At 70.5% G+C, this 19,764-nt stretch carries 15 protein-coding genes; 3 read left to right on the forward strand and 12 right to left on the reverse strand.

Going from position 1 to position 19,764, the window contains the following annotated elements:
- Positions 1-161: 161 nt before the first annotated feature.
- Positions 162-2,333 carry a SpoIIE family protein phosphatase gene (locus ACQEXA_RS09570; protein WP_433129398.1) on the reverse strand — a complete coding sequence of 724 codons (2,172 nt, stop codon included), beginning with the start codon at positions 2,331-2,333 and terminating at the stop codon, positions 162-164.
- Positions 2,334-2,587: 254 nt separating this feature from the next.
- Positions 2,588-3,832, reverse strand: a complete 1,245-nt coding sequence (locus ACQEXA_RS09575; RefSeq protein WP_433129400.1) for an MBL fold metallo-hydrolase — start codon at positions 3,830-3,832, stop codon at positions 2,588-2,590.
- A 304-nt stretch (positions 3,833-4,136) separates the two neighbouring features.
- Between ACQEXA_RS09575 and ACQEXA_RS09580 the strand changes: the two genes are divergently transcribed.
- The gene (locus ACQEXA_RS09580; RefSeq protein ID WP_432935269.1) at positions 4,137-5,327 is read left to right on the forward strand and encodes a Glu/Leu/Phe/Val dehydrogenase dimerization domain-containing protein; all 1,191 of its coding nucleotides are present in this window, start codon (positions 4,137-4,139) and stop codon (positions 5,325-5,327) included.
- Between the two features lie 14 nt (positions 5,328-5,341).
- Complete coding sequence (locus ACQEXA_RS09585) at positions 5,342-5,962, forward strand: TetR/AcrR family transcriptional regulator (protein WP_432935268.1); 621 nt, start codon at positions 5,342-5,344, stop codon at positions 5,960-5,962.
- 204 nt (positions 5,963-6,166) lie between these two features.
- Here ACQEXA_RS09585 and ACQEXA_RS09590 read toward each other — a convergent pair whose 3' ends face one another.
- Positions 6,167-6,952: an SGNH/GDSL hydrolase family protein gene (locus tag ACQEXA_RS09590; RefSeq protein WP_432939787.1), complete on the reverse strand. Its 786-nt coding sequence runs from the start codon at positions 6,950-6,952 to the stop codon at positions 6,167-6,169.
- Positions 6,953-7,342: 390 nt separating this feature from the next.
- Complete coding sequence (locus tag ACQEXA_RS09595; RefSeq protein WP_433129402.1) at positions 7,343-9,415, reverse strand: alpha-galactosidase; 2,073 nt, start codon at positions 9,413-9,415, stop codon at positions 7,343-7,345.
- 224 nt (positions 9,416-9,639) lie between these two features.
- On the opposite strand from ACQEXA_RS09595, the gene ACQEXA_RS09600 reads away from it, so the two are divergent.
- Positions 9,640-10,437, forward strand: coding sequence for a tyrosine-protein phosphatase (locus ACQEXA_RS09600; protein ID WP_433129404.1), 798 nt, complete (start codon positions 9,640-9,642; stop codon positions 10,435-10,437).
- Positions 10,438-10,468: 31 nt separating this feature from the next.
- Here the strand turns inward: ACQEXA_RS09600 and ACQEXA_RS09605 are convergent, their stop codons facing one another.
- From ACQEXA_RS09605 to shc, 8 genes are all read right to left on the reverse strand, one after another.
- The gene (locus ACQEXA_RS09605; RefSeq protein ID WP_359397421.1) at positions 10,469-10,579 is read right to left on the reverse strand and encodes a DUF6126 family protein; all 111 of its coding nucleotides are present in this window, start codon (positions 10,577-10,579) and stop codon (positions 10,469-10,471) included.
- A 35-nt stretch (positions 10,580-10,614) separates the two neighbouring features.
- Positions 10,615-11,232 carry a helix-turn-helix domain-containing protein gene (locus tag ACQEXA_RS09610; protein ID WP_359397403.1) on the reverse strand — a complete coding sequence of 206 codons (618 nt, stop codon included), beginning with the start codon at positions 11,230-11,232 and terminating at the stop codon, positions 10,615-10,617.
- Between the two features lie 73 nt (positions 11,233-11,305).
- Complete coding sequence (locus tag ACQEXA_RS09615) at positions 11,306-12,706, reverse strand: aspartate aminotransferase family protein (protein ID WP_432935265.1); 1,401 nt, start codon at positions 12,704-12,706, stop codon at positions 11,306-11,308.
- Positions 12,703-14,598, reverse strand: coding sequence for a 1-deoxy-D-xylulose-5-phosphate synthase (gene dxs, locus ACQEXA_RS09620; RefSeq protein ID WP_432935264.1), 1,896 nt, complete (start codon positions 14,596-14,598; stop codon positions 12,703-12,705). Before dxs ends, ACQEXA_RS09615 begins: the two co-directional genes overlap by 4 nt.
- A 158-nt stretch (positions 14,599-14,756) precedes the next feature.
- Positions 14,757-15,938, reverse strand: a complete 1,182-nt coding sequence (gene ispG, locus ACQEXA_RS09625) for a flavodoxin-dependent (E)-4-hydroxy-3-methylbut-2-enyl-diphosphate synthase (RefSeq protein WP_433129406.1) — start codon at positions 15,936-15,938, stop codon at positions 14,757-14,759.
- Between the two features lie 4 nt (positions 15,939-15,942).
- Positions 15,943-16,968 carry an adenosyl-hopene transferase HpnH gene (gene hpnH / locus ACQEXA_RS09630; protein ID WP_359399393.1) on the reverse strand — a complete coding sequence of 342 codons (1,026 nt, stop codon included), beginning with the start codon at positions 16,966-16,968 and terminating at the stop codon, positions 15,943-15,945.
- A 5-nt stretch (positions 16,969-16,973) separates the two neighbouring features.
- On the reverse strand, positions 16,974-17,615 hold the full coding sequence (locus ACQEXA_RS09635) for a 1-hydroxy-2-methyl-2-butenyl 4-diphosphate reductase (RefSeq protein WP_432935262.1): 642 nt from the start codon (positions 17,613-17,615) through the stop codon (positions 16,974-16,976).
- The gene (gene shc / locus ACQEXA_RS09640) at positions 17,615-19,615 is read right to left on the reverse strand and encodes a squalene--hopene cyclase (protein ID WP_432935261.1); all 2,001 of its coding nucleotides are present in this window, start codon (positions 19,613-19,615) and stop codon (positions 17,615-17,617) included. Before shc ends, ACQEXA_RS09635 begins: the two co-directional genes overlap by 1 nt.
- Between the last annotated feature and the right edge of the window lie 149 nt (positions 19,616-19,764).

A 19,764-nucleotide genomic window follows, 5' to 3' on the forward strand; every position in this document is an offset into this window, starting at 1 on the left:
CGGCTCACCCGCCGCCTGCGCGGCGCGACCGTCCCCGCGCCTTGCCGCGCCCATTGGGCGGGAAGACGCCGGCGGGCGACGGCATCGCCTGCTCCGACAGCCACGCCGCGCACGCCAACGCTCCCCGCATAACCGTTGTGGCTGCCGCGGCCCCGTGAGCGTCAGGCGGCGGCGAGAACCAGTGCGGCTTGGTCGTCGAGGCTGGCGTTGCCGGCGAACGCGGTCACGGCACTCGTGACGGACTCGATGAGGTCGGCGGCGGTGGGCGTCGTGGCCCGGACCGCGACCAGCGCGTCGGCCAGACGGCCCTCACCGAAGAACTCGCCGTCGGCGCAACGCGCCTCGGTGATGCCGTCGGTGGCCAGGATGAGACTGTCGCCGTGGCGCAGCTCGACATCGCAGGGGTACAGGTCGGGGTCGGGACCGATGCCCAACAGCAGTCCTGGACCGGCGATTTCCTCGACCCGGCCGTCGGCATGGCGGACGAGAGGCGGTACATGGCCCGCGCGGATCAGCGTGAGCGCGAGGTGGGACGCGGAATGCCGCAGCTCGCCGTAGACGAGCGACACGAACTGGCCCTCGTCGCCAATGCCGTCCCTCAGCGCGTCGTTGATCGCGGCGACCACAGCCGCCGGATCGCGCAGGAGGCGGGCGGCGGCGCGTGCGGTGTGGCGGACCAGGCCGGTGGTGGTGGCGGCCAGCGCACCACGTCCGCACACGTCGCCGATCATGAGCGCCCAGCGGTCGCCGGGGAGCGGGAACACGTCGTAGAAGTCGCCGCCGACATCGAGCCCTTCGCCGGCCGGATGGTACGAGGTCGCCAGGGTGGCACCGGGAATCGTGGGCAACTCGGGAGGCAGCAGGGCCTTCTGCAGATCGCGGGCCAGCCGGACCCGGTCGGTGAACTGGTGGGCGTTGTCGGCACTCGAAGCGGCCCGGCGGGCGAGTTCCTCGGCGAGGGCGATCGTGTGGCTGTCCAGGGGCAGATCGGTGGACAGGAGTGTGAGCACGCCGAAGGTGCGGCCCCGGGTCCTCAACGGGACACAGACGTAACCGGTGATGCCGGAGTGTGCGCACGGACCACCCACCTGGGCGGTCTCGGTGGTACCGGAGGCCAGCGCGCCAGCGACCGCCGTGTCCATCGCGTCGCACAGTACGGAGGATGCGAGGAGCTCTCGCCCCTCCCGGGTCGAGGCGGCGACGGCGATGCGCCTGGTCCGGCCGTGCTCGACGACGTGCACGGCGCACAACGGCGCGAGGGCCGGCACGGTCAGCCGGGCCATGCGCTGCAGGCAGTCGGCATAGTGCGGCTCGCTCGCCACGGCGGTGCTGGCTTCCAGCACGAAGGCCAGGTCCTCATGGGCCACCTTCTCGCGCTTCTGGGCTGCGTGGCTCGCCTCCACCTCGCGATGACGTTCGATGGCCAGCGCGGCGATGCGGGCGAATGCGGCGCTGAGTGCCCGGTCCTTCTCCTCGGGAGCCCTCGGAGTGCGGTGGTACATCGCGAAGGTGCCCAGCAGCCGGCCGTCCGCGTCCTGGATCGGTGTGGACCAGCACGCCGCGACCCCGGCCCGCCGGGCCAGATCGCGGTAGTCCTTCCAGAGGGGATCGGTGGCGATGTCGGTGACGATCACCGGCTCCCGCCGGTGGGCGGCCGTGCCGCATGAGCCGGCGCCCTCGCCGATGAGCGCTCCGTCAATCCCCTGGTTGTAGAAGTCGGGCAGGCACGGGGCGCTGCCGTGCCGGAGGTGCCGTCCATCGGGATCGAGAAGCTGCACCGAGACGATCGTGCCGGGTGAGAACTCCTCGATCACCTTGGCCATCCCGCCCAGAGTGTCGTCCAGCGGTGCGTCGCGTGCGATCTGCTCCAGCAGCGCGCGCTGCTCGGCGGCCAGGAGACGCTCGTGGTGGTACCCCGTGGTCTCGACGGCGATCACCACGATCCCGTCGACCTGGCCCGCCGCGTCCCGGCGGGGTTCATAGGTGAAGTCGAAGAAGCGCTCCCGCTGCTTGCCCGGACCGCCGAGCAGGAGCCGCACGCCCCAGGCCCGGTACGCCCGGCCGGTGCGGTGGACGGCGTCGAGCCGTTCCAGGAGGCCCTGCGCAGCCACTTCCGGAATGAGCTCCCCTATCGGCGCGCCGATGCGCACGCGCTCAGGCCCCACGACCTCCGAGAACGCCGAGTTCGCCGCTTCCAGCAGGTGTCTCGGGCCGCCCAGTGCAGCAAAGATCACCGGCGCTTGCCCGAACAGAACCTCGTACTCGTCGCGCCGTCGGTCGACGACGCCGGGACGTTCTGTGTCCGAGCTGTGGTGACCCGGATGTATGGACATGACAGGCTCTCGTCCCCTGTCTCCTGCGCTCGCCTCCCCCTCACGTCCTTTCTACTGTGACACAGGTCTTAGTGGAACCAGACCGATCAAGCGCACCGCAGGCCCCGCCGCGATCGCCGGGTCCTGTCCGCACAAGGGCATGGTGGCAGCCCTCGCCCTGCGGTCACCCTCGGTCCCTGCGGCCACGTGCGGGCCCGGACGTCACCGACCGTGCGAGCCCGCTCCGCGGTTCTGCTCTTCGTCCGGCTCCGGTGTCAGCGGTCGCCCGCGAGGTCGAGATCACCCTCGGCGACCGGCGAGGCGTCCGGCCCCTCTGCGACTGGCGAGGCGTCTGCCCTCTCGGCGACCGGCGAGGCTTCCGGCCTCTCGACTCGGCGCCACGGCCGTTCGAACGGCGTGGACACCGCTCGCCACCACGGGTCCGCAGGGGGGTTCTTCGACGGCTCGAAGGGTTCCCCGGGCCTGGGCAACGCCACGGCTTGTCCCACTTCCTCGCCCGCGTCCTTCGTCCACTCGCCGGGCTCGGCCCAGGGGTGCGGTGCCAGGTTGAACGTCGCCCAGTGGATGGGCATCATCACGCCCCCCGGCCGCCCGCCCTGGAGGTCGAGGTGGGCCCGCATGCCCTCCTCGGGAGTCATGTGGATGTCCGGCCAGAACTCGGAATAGGCGCCGATCTGGATCATCGTGGCATCGAACGGGCCGTGCTCGGCCCCGATGTCCTTGAAGCCCTCGAAGTAGCCGGTGTCGCCGCTGTGGTAGATCTGGTGCTCGTCGCCGGCCACCGACCAGGACGCCCACAGCGTGTGCTGGGTGTTGCGCAGACCGCGGCCGCAGAAGTGCCGGGCCGGGGTGGCGGTCAGGGTGATGCCGCCGACCTTCGTCGACTCGTGCCAGTCCAGTTCGCGCAGCCGGTCGGCCGACACGCCCCAGCGCTCCAAGTGGGCGCCGACGCCGAGGGGTATCGCGAACACGGTGTCCGTGCCGGCCAGGGCCTTGATGGTGGGCAGGTCGAGGTGGTCGTAGTGGTCGTGGGAGATGACCACGACGTCGACCGGCCCGAGCGCGGCGAGCGGCAGGGGCACCGGGTGCAGCCGCTTGGGGCCGGCGAAGTCGAAGGGGGAGCAGCGCTCGCCCCAGACCGGGTCGAACAGGACCCGGTGCCCGTCGATCTCGGCAAGCACGCTGGAGTGCCCCATCCAGGTCAGCCGCAGCCCGGTCGCCGGGGGGCGGGCCAGATCGGCGTACGTCGTCGGGTGCACCGGCACGGTGCCGGCCGGGGCACGGCGGACGCGGTCGTCCTTGCGGAAGTAGGACTTCGCAAGCTCGAGCGCGGAGCCGCCCGAGGGCCGGGTCCTGGTGCCCTCCGGGTTCACGAAGGCGCCGTCCGCGAAGTGCGGCGATCTGCGGATGCGCGCCAGGCGCTCCCCGCTCGGATCCGCGCCGAAGGCGACGGGCCGCAGCGCACGCAGCCCCGAACTCAGGGAACGGGAACCGGTCACGGGACCTCCAGGGAATCGATGAGGGGTTCCATTATGGTCGGCCCCTCTGACATCACCGGGTCGGCCGTGTCACACCGCGATGCCCCGGCACGGGGCGCCGGGTCCGCCGTACCGGAGGCGCCTCCTGGCCCGTCGGCTCTCTCCGCCCCGCGAGGCACGCTCTCCTTCCGCGGCACGCAGCGGTGTGGCAAGGTCCTCGGTCCCGGGAACGCGCCGAACGCCGGGCCGGTCCGCGCTTCGAGACGGGCCCTCCCGCTGCCGAAGGCATGCAGGCAACTGAACGGCGGTTCAGTACAGTGAGCGCATGACCACCGATCGGGGCGCTCCCCTCATGACGCTCGTCTGGACCGACCATGTCACCGGCCGACGGGGCTATCTCGTCGTCGACCGCCTCGTCAGGGGCGTCGCGAGCGGCGGGCTGCGGATGCGGCCCGGCTGCACGCTGGACGAGGTGGCCGGGCTCGCACGCGGCATGAGCATGAAGGAGGCGCTGCACTACGACCCTAAGGCCCGGTACGTCCCGCTGGGCGGCGCCAAGGGCGGTATCGACTGTGACCCCCGGGCCCCGGAGGCGTACGACGTCCTGGTGCGCTACCTGCGGGCCATGCGGCCGTACATCGAGTCGTTCTGGACCACCGGTGAGGACCTCGGGCTCACCCAGGACCTGGTGGACCGCGCGGCCGCCGAAGCGGGACTTGTGTCCTCGATCCAGGCCGTCTATCCGCTTCTCGACGACGAGGCGGCGGCCCGCAAGCGGCTCGCGGACGCCTTCGCGGTGGAGGTGGACGGCGTCGGGCTCGACGCGCTGGTCGGCGGGTGCGGGGTCGCCGAGTCGGTGCTGACCGCCCTGGACCGGGCCGGAACTCCGTATGCGGGAACGCGCGTGGCCGTGCAGGGATTCGGCACCATGGGCGGCGCCACGACGCGCTTCCTGGCCCGCGCGGGCCTGACGGTCGTCGCCGTCGCCGATGTCAAGGGCACCATCGCCAACCCGGACGGGCTCGACGTCGAGGCGCTGCTCGCCGCGCGCGACGCGTACGGAGCGGTGGACCGCGGCGCGTTGCGCCCGGCCGACCGTGAACTGCCCGGCGACGCCTGGCTCGCGGCCGAGGCCGAGGTGCTGGTGCCCGCGGCGGTCTCGTATGCCGTCGACACCGGGAACCAGGCGCGGATCCACGCGCGATGGATCGTGGAGGCGGCCAACATGCCGGTGCTGCCCGAGGCGGAGGAACTGCTCACCGCACGCGGGGTGACCGTCCTGCCGGACGTGGTGGTCAACTCCGGTACGAACGCCTGGTGGTGGTGGACCTTGTTCGGCGACATAGGAGCCGAGGCGCCGGAGGCGTTCGCGTACACACGGCGCTCCATGCGTGCCCTGGTCGGCCTGGTGCTGGACCGGGCGGAGACCGACGGGACGAGTCCCCGGGCTGCCGCCCACGCCCTTGTGGCGGACCGGCTGCCGGTGATCGCGGAACGGTTCGGCTGGTATCGGTGACGTAGTGTTGGCGCGTGACGAGGGTGCGGTTGAGCGTGGCCCAGCGGCGTGAGGAACTGCTGCGGGCCGCCGTCGAGCAGATCGAGGAGCGGGGCGTTGCGGCGGTGCGGATCGCCGATGTGGCCTCGGCCCTCGGGGTGAGCAACGCGCTGGTGCTGTACCACTTCTCGACGAAGGAGAAGCTCGTCGCGGAGGCGTTCGCGTACGCCGCCGAGGGCGACCTCGGGCATCTGCGCAAGCTGCTCGGCCGCCGTACGACTGCGCTGCGGCGCCTCAGGTCCGCGGTGCGCTGGTACGCGCCGACCGGTCAGGCCAAGGGCTGGCGGCTGTGGATCGAGGGCTGGGCCGCGGCGCTCCGCGAGCCCGCGCTGCGGGAGGTCACGCGGGACCTCGACCGCCAGTGGAAGGCCGCGATCACCGAGGTCGTGGCGGAGGGGGTGGCCGCGGGCGAGTTCCACTGCCCCGACCCGGCGGGCACCGCGTTGCGGCTGACCGCGCTGCTCGACGGGCTGGCCGTGCAGATGACGGCGTACGAGGGGACCGTGCCGCGGGCCCGGGCCCAGGGGTGGGTGGACGACGCGCTCGCCCGTGAACTGGGGCTGGAACGCACGGCGTTGACCTCGGCGAAGGCCTGACGTCCACGCGATGGAAGAGAGCGGGCCGGCACAGCCAGGCGCCGCGGGGCCGTACGACACCCTCTGAGACCCGGGGTCCGGGCACATGGCCGGCGCCGCAGCACGCCCACAGAGCCGCAGGCCCGCACACATGACCCGGGCCGCACCGCGCCCCGCAAAGTCGAAGGCCCGGGCACATGGCCCGGGCCGTGTCCGACGAGGTGGTCAGACCGCCTTCGCGATGCGCATCTTGATGTCGTCGGGCGACAGCGTGCCCTTCGCCACGACGCGGTCGCCGGAGGACTCGCCGCGCAACCGGCGGCCGATCCACGGGACCAGGTACTCGCGCGCCCAGTGGATGTCGTCGCGCCGCACGTCCAAGGTCCCCCGCGGCGGCAGCGGCGGCCACGGCTGGTCCGGGTCGGCCGGCACCTCCAGGCCGAGCACCTGGCCCGCCCGCAGGGCGACCCGGGTGTGACCCTCGGGCGAGAGGTGGAGACGGTCCCCGTCCCAAGCCCGCCGGTCCTGCACGGTCCGCAGCGACCAGAGGTCGAGGACCGGGCAGCCGTACCGGTCGGCGATCGCCCGGACATGCCCGTTGTACGTGGCGATCTTGCCGCGCAGGTGCCTGAGCACGGGCACGCCGCGGGTGTCGAAGCCGGTCGTCACCATGACCGTGCCGGCCGCGGAGGTGAGCTCGGCGACGGCGCGCTCGAAGCGCTCGGCGACGTCGTCAGGGTCGGTGCCCGGCCGGATGATGTCGTTGCCGCCGGCGCAGAACGAGACCAGGTCCGGGGCGAGTTCGAGGACCTTCGGAACCTGGTCCGCCACGATCTGGTCGAGCAGTTTGCCGCGCACGGCGAGGTTCGTGTAGTTGAAGTCGTTCTCGGGCCGCCGGTCGGCGAGGAGCACCGCGAACCGGTCGGCCCAGCCGACGAACTGTCCGTCGGGGCCGGGGTCGCCGACGCCCTCGGTGAAGCTGTCCCCCACCGCCACGTACGACCCGATCACTGATCCGCCGTCATTCTTCGAATCGTCTGCCACGTCGGCCCATGATTCACCTTGGGATGTGAGCTACGCGACCGTAGGGAAGGGTTGACGGGCGGTGAGATAAACCACTCACGAAGTGTGGGCCGATCCGGAATAACCCTCTGAGCAGCGGTGTTCAGGTGAGCCACCGGAGCAGGACCCCGGCCCGGTGAGCGGACGGGCTGGAGGCCGAACCGGGAGGGCGGGTCCGGCCTCCGAAGGCGGCGGGGCCGAGCGGTGTCAGCCGAGGCTCACGTCGGAGCCGCAGTCCGGGGTCGTACGGATCTCGAAGTGCGCTGCTCACGTACCGTTTACCCAGGAACCCTCATTCCAGGGCGAGTTTGAACGAGGGCTCCAATTCGGGCAGAACTCTCAGATACGACGCAGCCGGACGACCGTCGCATCGAAGTCACCGTGCAGCCCGGTCGGCAAACCGTGATGCAACAGCACGGCACCACGGTGCACTTCGCCCGTTTCGCAGCATTCATACGTCGCCGTCGGGTCGAGCCCGCGCAGCCGCAGCGGGGCGACGGGCTCCCCGAAGTGCTGCGCCTGGAGCCAGGCGAGGACCACCGTCTCGTCGCCGAGCACGTACTGGACCGCACTCAGCCCGCCGGCCGGCGGCCGCAGCCGGTAGAGGTCGCCGCGCTGGACCACCGGGCGGATCTCCTTGTAGAGACCGACCCAGTCCCGGGACTCCGCCAGCTCCTCCTCCGTCCACTTCGTCAGGTCCCCGCCGACACCGAGCACCCCGGCCATGGCACTCACGAACCGGAAGCGCAGCGAGCTGACCCGCCCGTTGAGCTGGGTGTTCGGACTGTCGGTGACCCAGGCGGCCATGACCCGGGCCGGATGGAGCTGGCTGAAGCCGTACTGAATGGCGAGCCGGTCCAGCGGGTCGGTGTTGTCCGAGGTCCACACCTGGTCCGTGCGGCTCATGACTCCGAGGTCGATGCGCCCGCCGCCGCCCGAGCAGGACTCGAAGGCGACACCGGGGTGCGCGGCCCGCAGCCGGTCCAGCAGTGCGTACAGGGCACGTACGTGGTCCACCCAGAGCCGCTGCGGATACGCCTCGCCGGGCCAGCCGGCATCGGTGAAGCAGCGGTTGAAGTCCCACTTCACGTAGTCGACCGGGGCGCTGGAGAGAAGTGCGTCCAGCTGCTCCCACAGGTACTCCTGGACGTCATCGCGGGCGAGGTTCAGGACGAGCTCGTTACGGAATTCCGTCCGCTTCCGCCCGGGCTGGAACTGCACCCAGTCGGGGTGGGCCCGGTAGAGGTCGCTGTCCGGGTTGACCATCTCGGGCTCGACCCAGATCCCGAACTGCATTCCGAGGGAGTGCACATAGTCGGCGAGCGGCTTGAGGCCGGAAGGGAACCGGTCGGGGTTGGGCCGCCAGTCCCCGAGCCCGGCGCGGTCGCTGGTGCGCTCGCCGAACCAGCCGTCGTCGACCACGAACAGCTCGACCCCGATCTCCGCCGCCCGCCGCGCGAGCGCCTCCTGCTGCTCCTCGGAGATGTCGAACTCGGTGGCCTCCCAGGAGTTGTAGAGCACGGGGCGGTCCCGGTCGGCGTCCGGTATGACATGGGCCCGCTGATACGCGTGCCAGGCGCGGCTCGCCTCCCCGAATCCGCCGTCGGTCCACAGCCCCGCGAAGACGGGCGTCGTGAACGTCTCCCCCGCCGCGAGGCGCAGCAGGCCGGAGTCGTCGTACCCCGCCCCGCCGGTGATCTGCACACGGGCGTCCGGCAGCTGGGCCACCGCGATCCGCCAGCTGCCCGACCAGCCGAGCGCACAGCCGTAGACCTCGCCGCGCTCCTCGGTCGCGTCCGTGTCGAGGGCGACCCAGGGGAGGTGCTGGTGCCCCGTGTGGCCGCGGCGGCTGCCGATGACCTTCTCGCCGTAGGTGAGGGCGGACCGCGCGAGCCTGGACTCGGCCGCCCAGCGGCCGTGCAGCTGGGACAGACGCCAGCCGTCGCGCTCGGGCAGGGTCCAGGCGGCGGAGTCGGCGCGGAGGAGCTCGACGGGCCCGGGACCGTCGTTGGCGAGCGTCACCCAGCGCTCCACGACATCCGCACGCATCCGGTAGTGGAGCGTGATCAGAAGCCCGGCGTCCCTGAACCGCAGCCGCAGTTCGTCGCCGTCGGCCTCGGCCGTCTCGAAGGTCCACTCGGTGCCGCGGCGCTCCTGTGTGCGGGCGGAGAGGGCGGGGCGCACAAAGCGGGGGCCGCCCTCCACCGGGTACTCTTCGCGGCCGTCGAGCGGGGACTCGAAGGGCCAGTACCGGGGCTCGGGCAGGGCCGCGAGCGCCTCGGCGTCGGGGAGCGCGATCCGCGGGCCCCAGTGCAGGTGCAGCAGCTCGCCGCCGTCGGTGAGCCGCAGCGCGTAGCTGCTTCCGGGCCCGGACAGCAGCCAGGTGCGACGGTCGGCGCTGATCTCCAACATAAGACCCCCACAGATCCGAACAGGTACGATCAGACCTCAACATCATCGAGGGTGGCATGCCTCGTAGGCAACGCCCGGGGCACGTCGAGCGAGGGTCCAACGCGGGGTCAGCGCAGGTTCAGCCCGGCGTCCGGTCTCCGACGATTGCGCGATAAACCTATGTCGTATCGTCGAAGCGCGCCCCGCCGGCGAACAGCGCCGGCGGACGGATGGGAGGAGCCCCCGTGACGCAGCAGGTCCCGTCTACCGAGCCCGAGCTGACCGGGGTGCGCAACTTTCGTGATGTGGGCGGTCTGCCCACCGTGGACGGGCGGCGTGTGCGGCACGGAGTGCTCTTCCGCAGCGGTCACCTCGCGCATGCGACGGAGCAGGACGCGGCGTTCCTCTCCTCGCTCGGACTGCACACGATCTTCGACTTCCGCAACGCGGCGGACCAGAAGCTGGAGGGGCCGGACGTCGAACTGGCGGGGGTGCGCAACATCAACCTTCCGCTGACCGACCCGGCGGACGGTGCCGAGTTCTGGAAGATGGTCCGCGACGGCGATCTGGACCAGTTGCGCGCGCTCCTCGACGACGGCAAGGCGGCCAACCGCATGATCGTCTCGTACCGCACGATCATCAAGGAGCGCACGGCCGAGCACTCCCAGGTGCTGCGCGCGCTCGCCGAGGACAGCGTGCCCGCCCTCATGCACTGCGCCGCCGGCAAGGACCGCGCGGGTCTGTCGATCGCGGTGACGCTGCTGGCCCTCGGGGTCGAGCGCGAGGCGATCGTCGCGGACTACCTGGAGTCCAACGCGAAGCACCGCCGGTACAAGGTGCACCGCAACGGTTCCTCGCCTGACACGTACTCCCCCGAGGTGATGGAGCTGCTCAGCCCTCTGTTCGACGCGCGCGCCGAGTATCTGGCGGCCGCGATCGAGACCGTCGAGGAGACCTGGGGCGGCGTCGACGTCTACCTGGAGCGGGGCCTCGGGATCACCCCCGCGGTGCGGGAGCGGCTGCGCGCCCGGCTGCTGGACTGAGCCGCTTCCGCTCCCCGCTGCGTGACCCCGCCTACTTCGCGCCGACCTCGAACAGCAGAAAGATGAAGCCAGCGAAGAGATGGCCGACGGCGATGTAGACGATCAGCCGGATCCACAGGGCACGGGGGAACTTCTCCTCCATGGACCTGCGCTGGGGGCGGGTCTCCGGTTGCTCTGTCACAGTGTTTCTCCTGGGGTGGGTCCGAGGCAGAGCGCCGAGACCGGGCTCTGCAGCAGGGTGTGGACGAAGAGCAGCTCGGTGCCGCCCTGGTCGGCGGCATCGAGGCGGTGCGGGGTCAGGGAGTCGAAGTGCGCGCTGTCGCCGGGCCCGAGCACGTGCATCGTGTCGCCGAGGCGCAGCCGCAGCCGCCCGCTCAGGACGTACAGCCACTCCTCACCGGGATGGACACGCACGAGGTCGCCCTGGGTGCCGTACGGGACGTGGACGCGCAGGGCCTGCATACAGCGGCCCGGCGCGCCGGCCTGCCAGTAGGTCCAGCCGCCCGCCCGCGTCGGCTCCATGTCGGGGGCGCGGACGACCGCGTCGGGGTCGGCGACGGTCTCTCCCAGCAGTTCGGAGACAGTCGTACCGTAGATACGGGCGAGTGCGAGCAGCATCGGCAGCGAGGGCTGGCGCTGCCCGGTCTCGAGCCGGGACAGATGGGCGGGCGAGAGCCCGGCAGAACGGGCCGCGGCCTCCAGGGTGAGCGAGGCACGGCGGCGCAGCGCACGCAGCTGCGGCGCGACGGCGGGCAGGTCCACGCCGTTCCCGGACTCGTTCTCGGGAGAGCTCATGCTCTCCATTCAGCCGCAGCTTTGCCTCCGCGGCAAATTTCTTGCCTCAGAGGCAAAGCCCCCCGGGATGCGGCTAGCGGTTGGCCACCGCCTGCTTGATCAGTGTCTTGCCGAAGTCCCACATGAGTCCGCTGCCGCTGTGGGCATCGTCCATGACCGCGGTGAAGGCCTCCACGAACCGGTCGACGTCCTCTTCGCCGATGATCAGCGGCGGGATCAGCTTGATCACCTCGAGGTGGTCCCCGGAGACCTGGGTGAGGATGCGGTGCCGTTGCAGCAGCGGAACGACCACCATCTGTGCGAACAGACCCTTGCGAGCGGCCTGGAGCATGGACCACCGGCCGCGCAGCTTCAGCGAGCTGGGCCGGCCGAACTCGATGCCGATCATCAGGCCCCGGCCGCGCACGTCGCTGAGCAGCTCGTACTTGTCGACCAGCGCCGCAAGGCGGGACTTGAGCTGCTCCCCGACAGCACGCACGTGCGCGACGGTCTGCTCGTTCTCCATGACGGACAGAACGGCGAGCCCGGCCGCCATCGCCTGCGCGTTGGACCCGAAACTCGCCGAGTGCACAAGCACCCGGTCCATGGACGAGTAGACCTTCTTGAAGATCCACTCCTTGCCGAGGGTGGCGCCGACCGGCACATAGCCGCCGGAGAGCGCCTTCGCCACGCACACCAGGTCCGGTTCGACGCCGCTCTCGTGCTGGTAGGCGTAGAAGTCCCCGGTCCGGCCGAGCCCGGTCTGCACCTCGTCCGCGATCAGCAGCGCCTTGTGACGGTGCAGCAGTTCCTGGGCCGCCGCCAGATAGCCCGGCGGTGCCTCGTGGACGCCCTTGCCCTGGATCGGCTCGACGATGAGGCCCGCCACGTCCCCCTTCCTCAGTTCCCGGGCCAGGGCCTCGAGATCGCCGAGCGGGACCGCCGTGTCGGGCAGCAGCGGGGAGAACCCGTCGCGGAAGCCGTCTTCACCGTTCACGGACAGCGATCCGGTGGTCAGGCCGTGGAAGGCGTGCTCGCAGTACAGGATCCGCGGCTTTCCCGTGGCGAAGCGGGCGAACTTCAGCGCGGTCTCGACCGCCTCCGTGCCGCTGTTGCCGAAGAAGACCCTGTCCAGATGCGGGCTGTGGCTGAGCAGCTTCTCCGCCAGCAGCCCGGGCAGCGGCTGGCAGTCGAAGCGGGTGAGGTCGGCGAGCCGGGCGTCCAGGACGTCGTGCAGGGCCTTGCGGACCACGGGATGGTGGCGCCCCAGGCCCATCACGCCGAAGCCGGCGAGCATGTCCAGGTAGTCGGCGCCGTCCGCGTCCCAGAAGTGGGCGCCCTCGGCCCGCTCGTAGACCTTGTCGAAGCCGATGGTGTGAAGCATGCGCGGGAGTTGGTGGTTGAGGTACCTGGCGTGCAGCTCGTAGCGCTCGGCTCCGCGCTCGGCCAGGAGCGCGCCGAGGTCGAACTCCCGGTTCCGGGGAGGGGTGGTCATGCGTGTTTCTCCTTGGCGAGCTCATCCTTGGCGGTCAGGCAGGCGCTGATCCGCCCCGCGACCTCGACGGGCGTGAGCCCGATGTCGGCGAGCACCTCGCTCCGCTTGGCGTGCGCGAGGAACTGCTCCGGAATCCCGAACTGCCGTACGGGAACGTCGATGTCGGCGTCGCCGAGCGCCAGCACGACCGCCGAGCCGACGCCGGCGGCCCTGCTGTTGTCCTCCACGACCGCGACGAGCCGGTGCTCGGCGGCGAGGCCCGGCAGCGCGGGGTCGACGGGTTTGACCCAGCGCGGGTCGACGACCGTGCAGCCGATGCCGCGAGCGTCCAGCAGGTCGGCGGCCTGGAGGCAGACGGACGCCATGACGCCGACGGCGACCATCAGCACCTCGGGCCGGTCCGCGCGGTGCAGGACGTCGAGTCCGCCCACGCGGTCGACCGCCGGGACCACGGGGCCGGCGGACTCCTTCGGGAAGCGGATCAGGGTCGGCGCGTCGTCCACCGCCACCGCCTCCCGCAGCTGCGCCCGCAACTGGTCGGCGTCGCGCGGTGCGGCGATCCTGAGGCCGGGCACGACCTGCAGGACCGACATGTCCCACATCCCGTTGTGGGACGCTCCGTCGACACCCGTGACCCCGGCCCGGTCCAGGACGAACGTGACCCCGCAGCGGTGCAGGGCGACGTCCATGAGGAGCTGGTCGAAGGCACGGTTGAGGAACGTGGCGTAGACGGCGACCACAGGGTGCAGTCCCCCGGTCGCCAGACCGGCCGCGGAGACGACCGCGTGCTGCTCGGCGATCCCCACGTCCCACACCCGTTCGGGGAAGCGCTCCGCGAACTTGGCCAGGCCCACCGGGTGCAGCATGGCCGCCGTGATCGCCACGACGTCCTCGCGCTCCTCGCCGATCCTGACGATCTCGTCGCCGAACACCGACGTCCAGGACGGGCCGTCCGACGGCGCCAGGGGCTCGCAGGTCAGCGGGTCCATCACGCCGACGGTGTGGAAGTGGTCCTCCTCGTGGGCGAGCGCGGGCTCGTAGCCGCGGCCCTTCTCGGTGAGGCAGTGGATCAGCACGGGCCCGTGGAAGCGTTTGGCGCGGCGCAGCGCCGACTCGACGGCCCGGATGTCGTGTCCGTCGATCGGGCCGACGTACTTCAGGCCCAGGTCCTCGAACAGACCCTGCGGCGCGAACGCGTCCTTGAAGCCCTTCTTGGCGCCGTGCAGTGCCTCGTAGACGGTGTTGCCGACCACGGGGGTGCGCTGGAGCATGTCCTTGCCCCAGGCCAGGACCTGCTCGTAGCCGTCCGTCGTGCGCAGGGTGGCCAGGTGGTTGGCGAGGCCGCCTATGGTCGGCGCGTACGAGCGCTCGTTGTCGTTGACGACGATGATCAGCGGACGGTCCTTGGCGGCGGCGATGTTGTTGAGCGCCTCCCACGCCATGCCACCGGTGAGTGCGCCGTCGCCGATGACCGCGACGACATGGCCCTTCTCCCCCTGCACCTGGCGGGCCTTGGCGAGACCGTCGGCCCAGCCGAGCGCGGTGGAGGCGTGACTGTTCTCGATGATGTCGTGCTCGGACTCCTCACGCGACGGATAGCCGGACAGGCCACCTTTGCCGCGCAGTTTGGAGAAATCCTGACGCCCTGTCAGGAGCTTGTGCACATAGCTCTGATGACCGGTGTCCCACAGGATGCGGTCGACCGGGGACTCGAAGGCCCGGTGGAGCGCGATGGCGAGCTCCACCACCCCCAGATTGGGCCCCAGGTGACCACCCGTCCTGGCCACGGCGTGGATCAGGAACTCCCTGATCTCCTCGGCCAGTCGGCTCAGCTCCGCCTCGGACAGCGCCTTCAGGTCCCGTGGTCCCCGGATGTTCTCCAGAATCGTCACGCTCAGGCCTCCCCTGTTCTCAAGAGCTCGGTTCACCTCCGGAGCGGCGCAGCCGGTGCGGGCAAGGCGGCCGTGCCCGGCCCTCTTTCGCCGGGCCTGTGCACGGTCGCCTTCCCGGCACCGTCGCGTTCCTTCGGCTCACTCGCTGATAGCTCCGGTCAAGCGACGGTGGTGCCGGGCACTCCCGGAGTGGTGACGGTCGGGCCGCCGGACGCCGCGCCGTCCTTCTCCATCTGCTCGGCGAGCTTCATCGCCTCTTCGATGAGCGTCTCCACGATCTTCGACTCCGGCACGGTCTTGATGACCTCGCCCTTGACGAAGATCTGGCCCTTGCCGTTGCCGGAGGCGACGCCCAGGTCCGCCTCCCGGGCCTCGCCCGGACCGTTGACGACACAGCCCATGACCGCCACCCGCAGCGGGACCTCCATCCCCGTCAGGCCCGCCGTGACCTCCTCGGCCAGCTTGTACACATCCACCTGCGCACGACCGCAGGACGGGCAGGACACGATCTCCAGACCACGCTCACGCAGCCCCAGCGACTCCAGGATCTGGATGCCCACCTTGACCTCCTCCACCGGAGGAGCCGACAGAGAAACCCGGATGGTGTCCCCGATGCCCTGCGAGAGCAGCGCACCGAAAGCGACCGCCGACTTGATCGTGCCCTGGAAAGCGGGACCCGCCTCGGTGACACCCAGGTGCAGCGGGTACTCGCACTGCTCCGCCAGCTGCCGGTAGGCCTCGATCATCACAACCGGGTCGTTGTGCTTGACCGAGATCTTGATGTCCCGGAAGTCGTGCTCCTCGAACAGCGACGCCTCCCACAGCGCCGACTCCGCCAGCGCCTCCGGCGTCGCCCTGCCGTACTTCTGCAGCAGCCGACGGTCCAGCGAGCCCGCGTTCACCCCGATCCGGATCGGCGTGCCATGATCCTTGGCCGCCCTCGCGATCTCCCGGACCTTGTCGTCGAACTGCTTGATGTTGCCCGGATTCACCCGGACGGCCGCACAGCCCGCCTCGATCGCCGCGAACACGTACTTCGGCTGAAAGTGGATATCCGCGATCACCGGGATCTGCGACTTCTTCGCGATCGTCGCAAGCGCGTCCGCGTCGTCCTGCGTCGGACACGCCACCCGGACGATCTGGCAGCCCGACGCGGTCAGCTCCGCGATCTGCTGCAACGTGGCACCGATGTCCGAGGTACGAGTCGTCGTCATCGACTGCACCGACACCGGGGCGTCACCGCCCACCGCCACCGGCCCGACCTGGATCTGCCGCGACACGCGCCGCGGCACTGCCAGCCGGACCGGTACCTCGGGGATCCCCAAGGGAACGGCGGTCATCTCGTCACCGCTGCTTTCCGCTGACCATGGTCTCGCGGGCGGCCCGCAGGGACTCCTTCAGGGAGCCCATGGTGGCGAGCACGGCGGTCGGCTCGTAGCCGCAGTGCGCCATGCAGTTGGCGCAGCGCGGGTCCTTGCCGCGGCCGTACTGGTCCCAGTCGGTCTCCTCCAGCAGCTGCTTGTAGGTGGCCACGTAGCCGTCGCTCATCAGATAGCAGGGCTTCTGCCAGCCGAAGAGCGAGTAGCTCGGGATCGCCCACGCGGTGCAGGGGAAGTCGACCTTGCCCTCCAGGAAATCGAGGAAGAGCGGGCTCTGGTTGAGCCGCCACCGCCTGCGGTTGCCGCCCGAGAAGGCCTTCTTGAAGAGCTCACGGGTCTGCTGGACGCCGAGGAAGTGCTCCTGGTCGGGGGCCTTCTCGTAGGCGTAGGCGGGCGAGAGCATCATCTCGTCGACCTGCAGGTCGTCGTTGAGGTAGTTCAGCACCTCCACGATGGTCTGCGGGGTGTCCGTGTTGAAGAAGGTCGAGTTGGTGGTGACCCGGAATCCGCGCCGCTTGGCCTCCTTGATGGCCTCCACCGCCTCGTCGAAGGTGCCCTCCTTGGCCACCGAGGCGTCGTGCCGCTCACGCAGCCCGTCGATGTGGACCGCCCAGGCGAAATAGGGGGACGGCTTGAACTTGTCCATCTTCTTGCGCATCAACAGCGCGTTGGTGCAGAGGAAGACGAACTTCTTCTTGGCCACCAACTGCCGCACGATCTCGTCGATCTGCGGATGCATCAAGGGCTCTCCGCCCGCGATGGACACCATCGGCGCACCGGATTCGAGCACCGCTCCCACCGCCTGGGCAACGGGCATGCGCTGCTTGAGCACGCCTGCCGGATGCTGGATCTTGCCGCAGCCCTCGCACTTCAGGTTGCAGGCGAAGAGAGGTTCCAACTCCACCAGCAGCGCGAACTTGTCCCGCTTCTTGAGTTTCTGTTCGAAAAGATATGTAGCGACCTTGATGGACTGACGCAGCGGCATGGCCATCTGGCTCACCTCCGAGGGAGCAGCAAAGAACGGTGCCATTCGAAGAAAGCGGGAAGGACGGCACGAAGAACGCGGAAAGCTGATATTCCACCGCGCAACGTGCCGATACGGACGAGTTCATGTTCTGGAGCGTCCACGACCACCCGGACGGCCGCAACCGGACGCACGCCCACCCGTACGGAGCTGTAGAGCGTGGCCGCGGACTCCATGTCGACCGCGATCGCACCGGTCGCGAGCAGTTCCGACCGCTCCTGACCGCGGACGACATGGTCCGAGCCGGTGAGCGGCCCGGTGTGGACGGTGCGCCCCGGGACGACGCGGGCGAGTTCCTTGATGAGCAGTTCGGTGCCCACGCACGGGGTGGTACCGCGCGGATCCCGGGCCTCCTCGGCGACGACAAGGTCGCCGGGGTGCATACCCGGGGCGAGCCCCGCACAGAAGCCCGTGGCGACGACGGCCGCCTTGGCGAGGGCCGGGTCGGCGAGCGCCCGGGTGACCGAGCGTTCGGCCGTCCGGGGTCCCATCCCCGTGCGGAGCAGGGTGAGGGGCCCGTCGGCGCCCGTGCGGTGGCGGCTGCGCAGGGCGAGGTGCTCGATGCCGAGCGCGCAGGCGACCAGCAGCGGGGCCGGATCGGGCTTCTGGCTCATCAGCTCCCCTTGACCTCGGCGAACGGTTCGCCGTTGACGTAGCGGCCGAGCGCGGTGAGCGGGAAGACCTGCCGGTAGAGGTGGTAGTTGATGGAGAAGTCCCAGGGGAACCCGGTACCGGTGAAGTACGGCTCGTCCCAGGAGCCGTCCTCGTTCTGGGTCCGGGCGAGGAACTCGATACCGAGCTCCGCGGCCTTGCTCCGGCTCTCCCCCGCCGCCAGCAGTGCGAGCAGCGCCCACGCCGTCTGCGAGGCGGTTGAGACGCCGCGGCCGCTCCACTCCTGGACGTACTTGTAGGAGCGCAGGTCCTCGCCCCAGCCGCCGTCGTCGTTCTGCACGCTCTCCAGCCACGCGACGGCCCGGCGGATCGCCGGATGCGAGCCGGGGATGCCGGCGGCGACCAGAGCGGGTACCACCGAGCCCGTGCCGTAGATGTAGTTGACGCCCCAGCGCCCGAACCACGAGCCGTCCGACTCCTGTTCGGCCAGCAGCCACTCGATGCCCCGGCGGGTGCGCGGGTCGTGGGACAGGCCCTCGACCGCGAGCATCTCCACGACGTGCGCGGTGACGTCGGCGGACGGCGGGTCGATGACCTCACCGAAGTCGCAGAACGGCAGCCGGTTGGGGAACGGGCTGGTGTTGTCGACGTCGAAGGCGCCCCAGGCACCGTTCCTCGACTGCATACCGAGGTTCCAGCGCACCCCGCGCCCGATGGCCTTCTCGACCCGCTCCGGGTCGTGGTGGCTCACACGGCGCAGGGCGAGGACGACCTCCGCGGTGTCGTCGATGTCAGGGTAGTTGTCGTTGTGGAACTCGAACGCCCAGCCACCCGGGGGCAGTTGAGGCCTCTTCACCGACCAGTCGCCCGGCCGGACGATCTCTTCGCCGACCATCCAGTCGGCGGCCTTCACCAACTGCGGGTGATCGGCGGGCACACCCGCGTCCGCGAGCGCGATGGTGGCGAGGCAGGTGTCCCACACCGGGGACTGACACGCCTCGATCATGCGGGCGCCGTCCTCGCGCCACACGGCGAAGCGGTCGAGGGACGCGATGCCCTCGCGCATCACCGGGTGCTGGAGGTCGTAGCCGAGCAGGTGCAGGGCGATGACCGAGTACACCGCGGGCGGCTGGATCCCGCCCCAGCAGCCGTCGTTCTCCTGCCGCTCGATGATCCAGCGGGCGGCGGCGTTCATGGCGCCCCTGCGCAGCCCGCGCGGGGCGACCTTGCGGAACTGGTGCAGCGCCTTGTCGAGTCGCTGGAAGACACCGTCCCAACTCGCCACCGGGGCGAGGTCCCTGGCCGGGTTGGGATCGCTCGGGTCGGTGTGCAGTTCGTCGAGCGGGAAGGGCGCGGGCCGCACCGGGCGCTTGGCCGAGACGATGGTGAGCGGAACGATGGTCTGCCGTGCCCAGCACCCGAAGTCGTAGATGTTCAGCGGCATCCACTTCGGGAAGTAGATGAGCTCCGGCGGCAGTTCCGGGAGGTCCTCCCACTTCCACCAGCCGAAGAGGGCGAGCCAGATCCGGGTGAAGACACGGGAGGCCGCGATGCCTCCCTGCTCGCGGACCCACGCCGACGCCTTCGCCATGTGCGGCTCGTCGGGTGCGTCGCCGGCCAGGCGCAGGGCGACGTACGCCTCGATGGTGGCGGAGAGTTCACCGGGCCCGCCGTAGAAGGTGGCCCAGGTCCCGTCGTCGCGCTGCTCGCCACGGATGAAGAGAGCCGCGGCTCGGGTGGTCTTCTCGTCACGGATTCCCAGGAACTGGCGGAGCAACAGGTCCTCGGCGTCCATCGTGACGTTCGTCTCGAGGTCGCCCTTCCACCAGCCCTGGGTGTCCTGCCGGGCGAGCAGGAAGTCCGTGGCGCGCCGCATGGCGCGCTCGGCGGCTTCTCTGGTGCCGACCGTCCCGGCCGCCTGCGGGAGCGGTTCGTTTGTCTCGCTGGCCGAGGCAGCGCGGGGCGGCACTGCCCCGGTGCTTCCGTCGGTCGTCGCTGTCATGGCTTCCCCTTCGTGCAGTCGTGCGAATCGTGCTGCTGTGGGTCCGCCGTCGGCCGGTGCACGTACCCGATGGGCGACCCCTGCTCGAGCGAGGTCGAGCGTGGGGAGGCACCGGCCGGCGACTACGCGCGGTGTATTCGACCGATAGT

Origin of the sequence: Streptomyces sp. CA-106110 (assembly GCF_050936285.1) — a bacterium.
Taxonomy (GTDB): Bacteria; Actinomycetota; Actinomycetes; order Streptomycetales; family Streptomycetaceae; genus Streptomyces.

Bases quoted from the DNA above. Each gene is read 5' to 3' on its own strand.
- ACQEXA_RS09635 (WP_432935262.1), bottom strand. From the start codon at position 17,615: ATGAGCCAGAAGCCCGATCCGGCCCCGCTGCTGGTCGCCTGCGCGCTC.
- ACQEXA_RS09610 (WP_359397403.1), bottom strand. From the start codon at position 11,232: ATGAGCTCTCCCGAGAACGAGTCCGGGAACGGCGTGGACCTGCCCGCC.
- ispG (WP_433129406.1), bottom strand. From the start codon at position 15,938: ATGACCGCCGTTCCCTTGGGGATCCCCGAGGTACCGGTCCGGCTGGCA.
- ACQEXA_RS09580 (WP_432935269.1), top strand. From the start codon at position 4,137: ATGACCACCGATCGGGGCGCTCCCCTCATGACGCTCGTCTGGACCGAC.
- hpnH (WP_359399393.1), bottom strand. From the start codon at position 16,968: ATGGCCATGCCGCTGCGTCAGTCCATCAAGGTCGCTACATATCTTTTC.
- shc (WP_432935261.1), bottom strand. From the start codon at position 19,615: ATGACAGCGACGACCGACGGAAGCACCGGGGCAGTGCCGCCCCGCGCT.
- ACQEXA_RS09570 (WP_433129398.1), bottom strand. From the start codon at position 2,333: ATGTCCATACATCCGGGTCACCACAGCTCGGACACAGAACGTCCCGGC.
- ACQEXA_RS09595 (WP_433129402.1), bottom strand. From the start codon at position 9,415: ATGTTGGAGATCAGCGCCGACCGTCGCACCTGGCTGCTGTCCGGGCCC.
- ACQEXA_RS09615 (WP_432935265.1), bottom strand. From the start codon at position 12,706: ATGACCACCCCTCCCCGGAACCGGGAGTTCGACCTCGGCGCGCTCCTG.
- ACQEXA_RS09605 (WP_359397421.1), bottom strand. From the start codon at position 10,579: ATGGAGGAGAAGTTCCCCCGTGCCCTGTGGATCCGGCTGATCGTCTAC.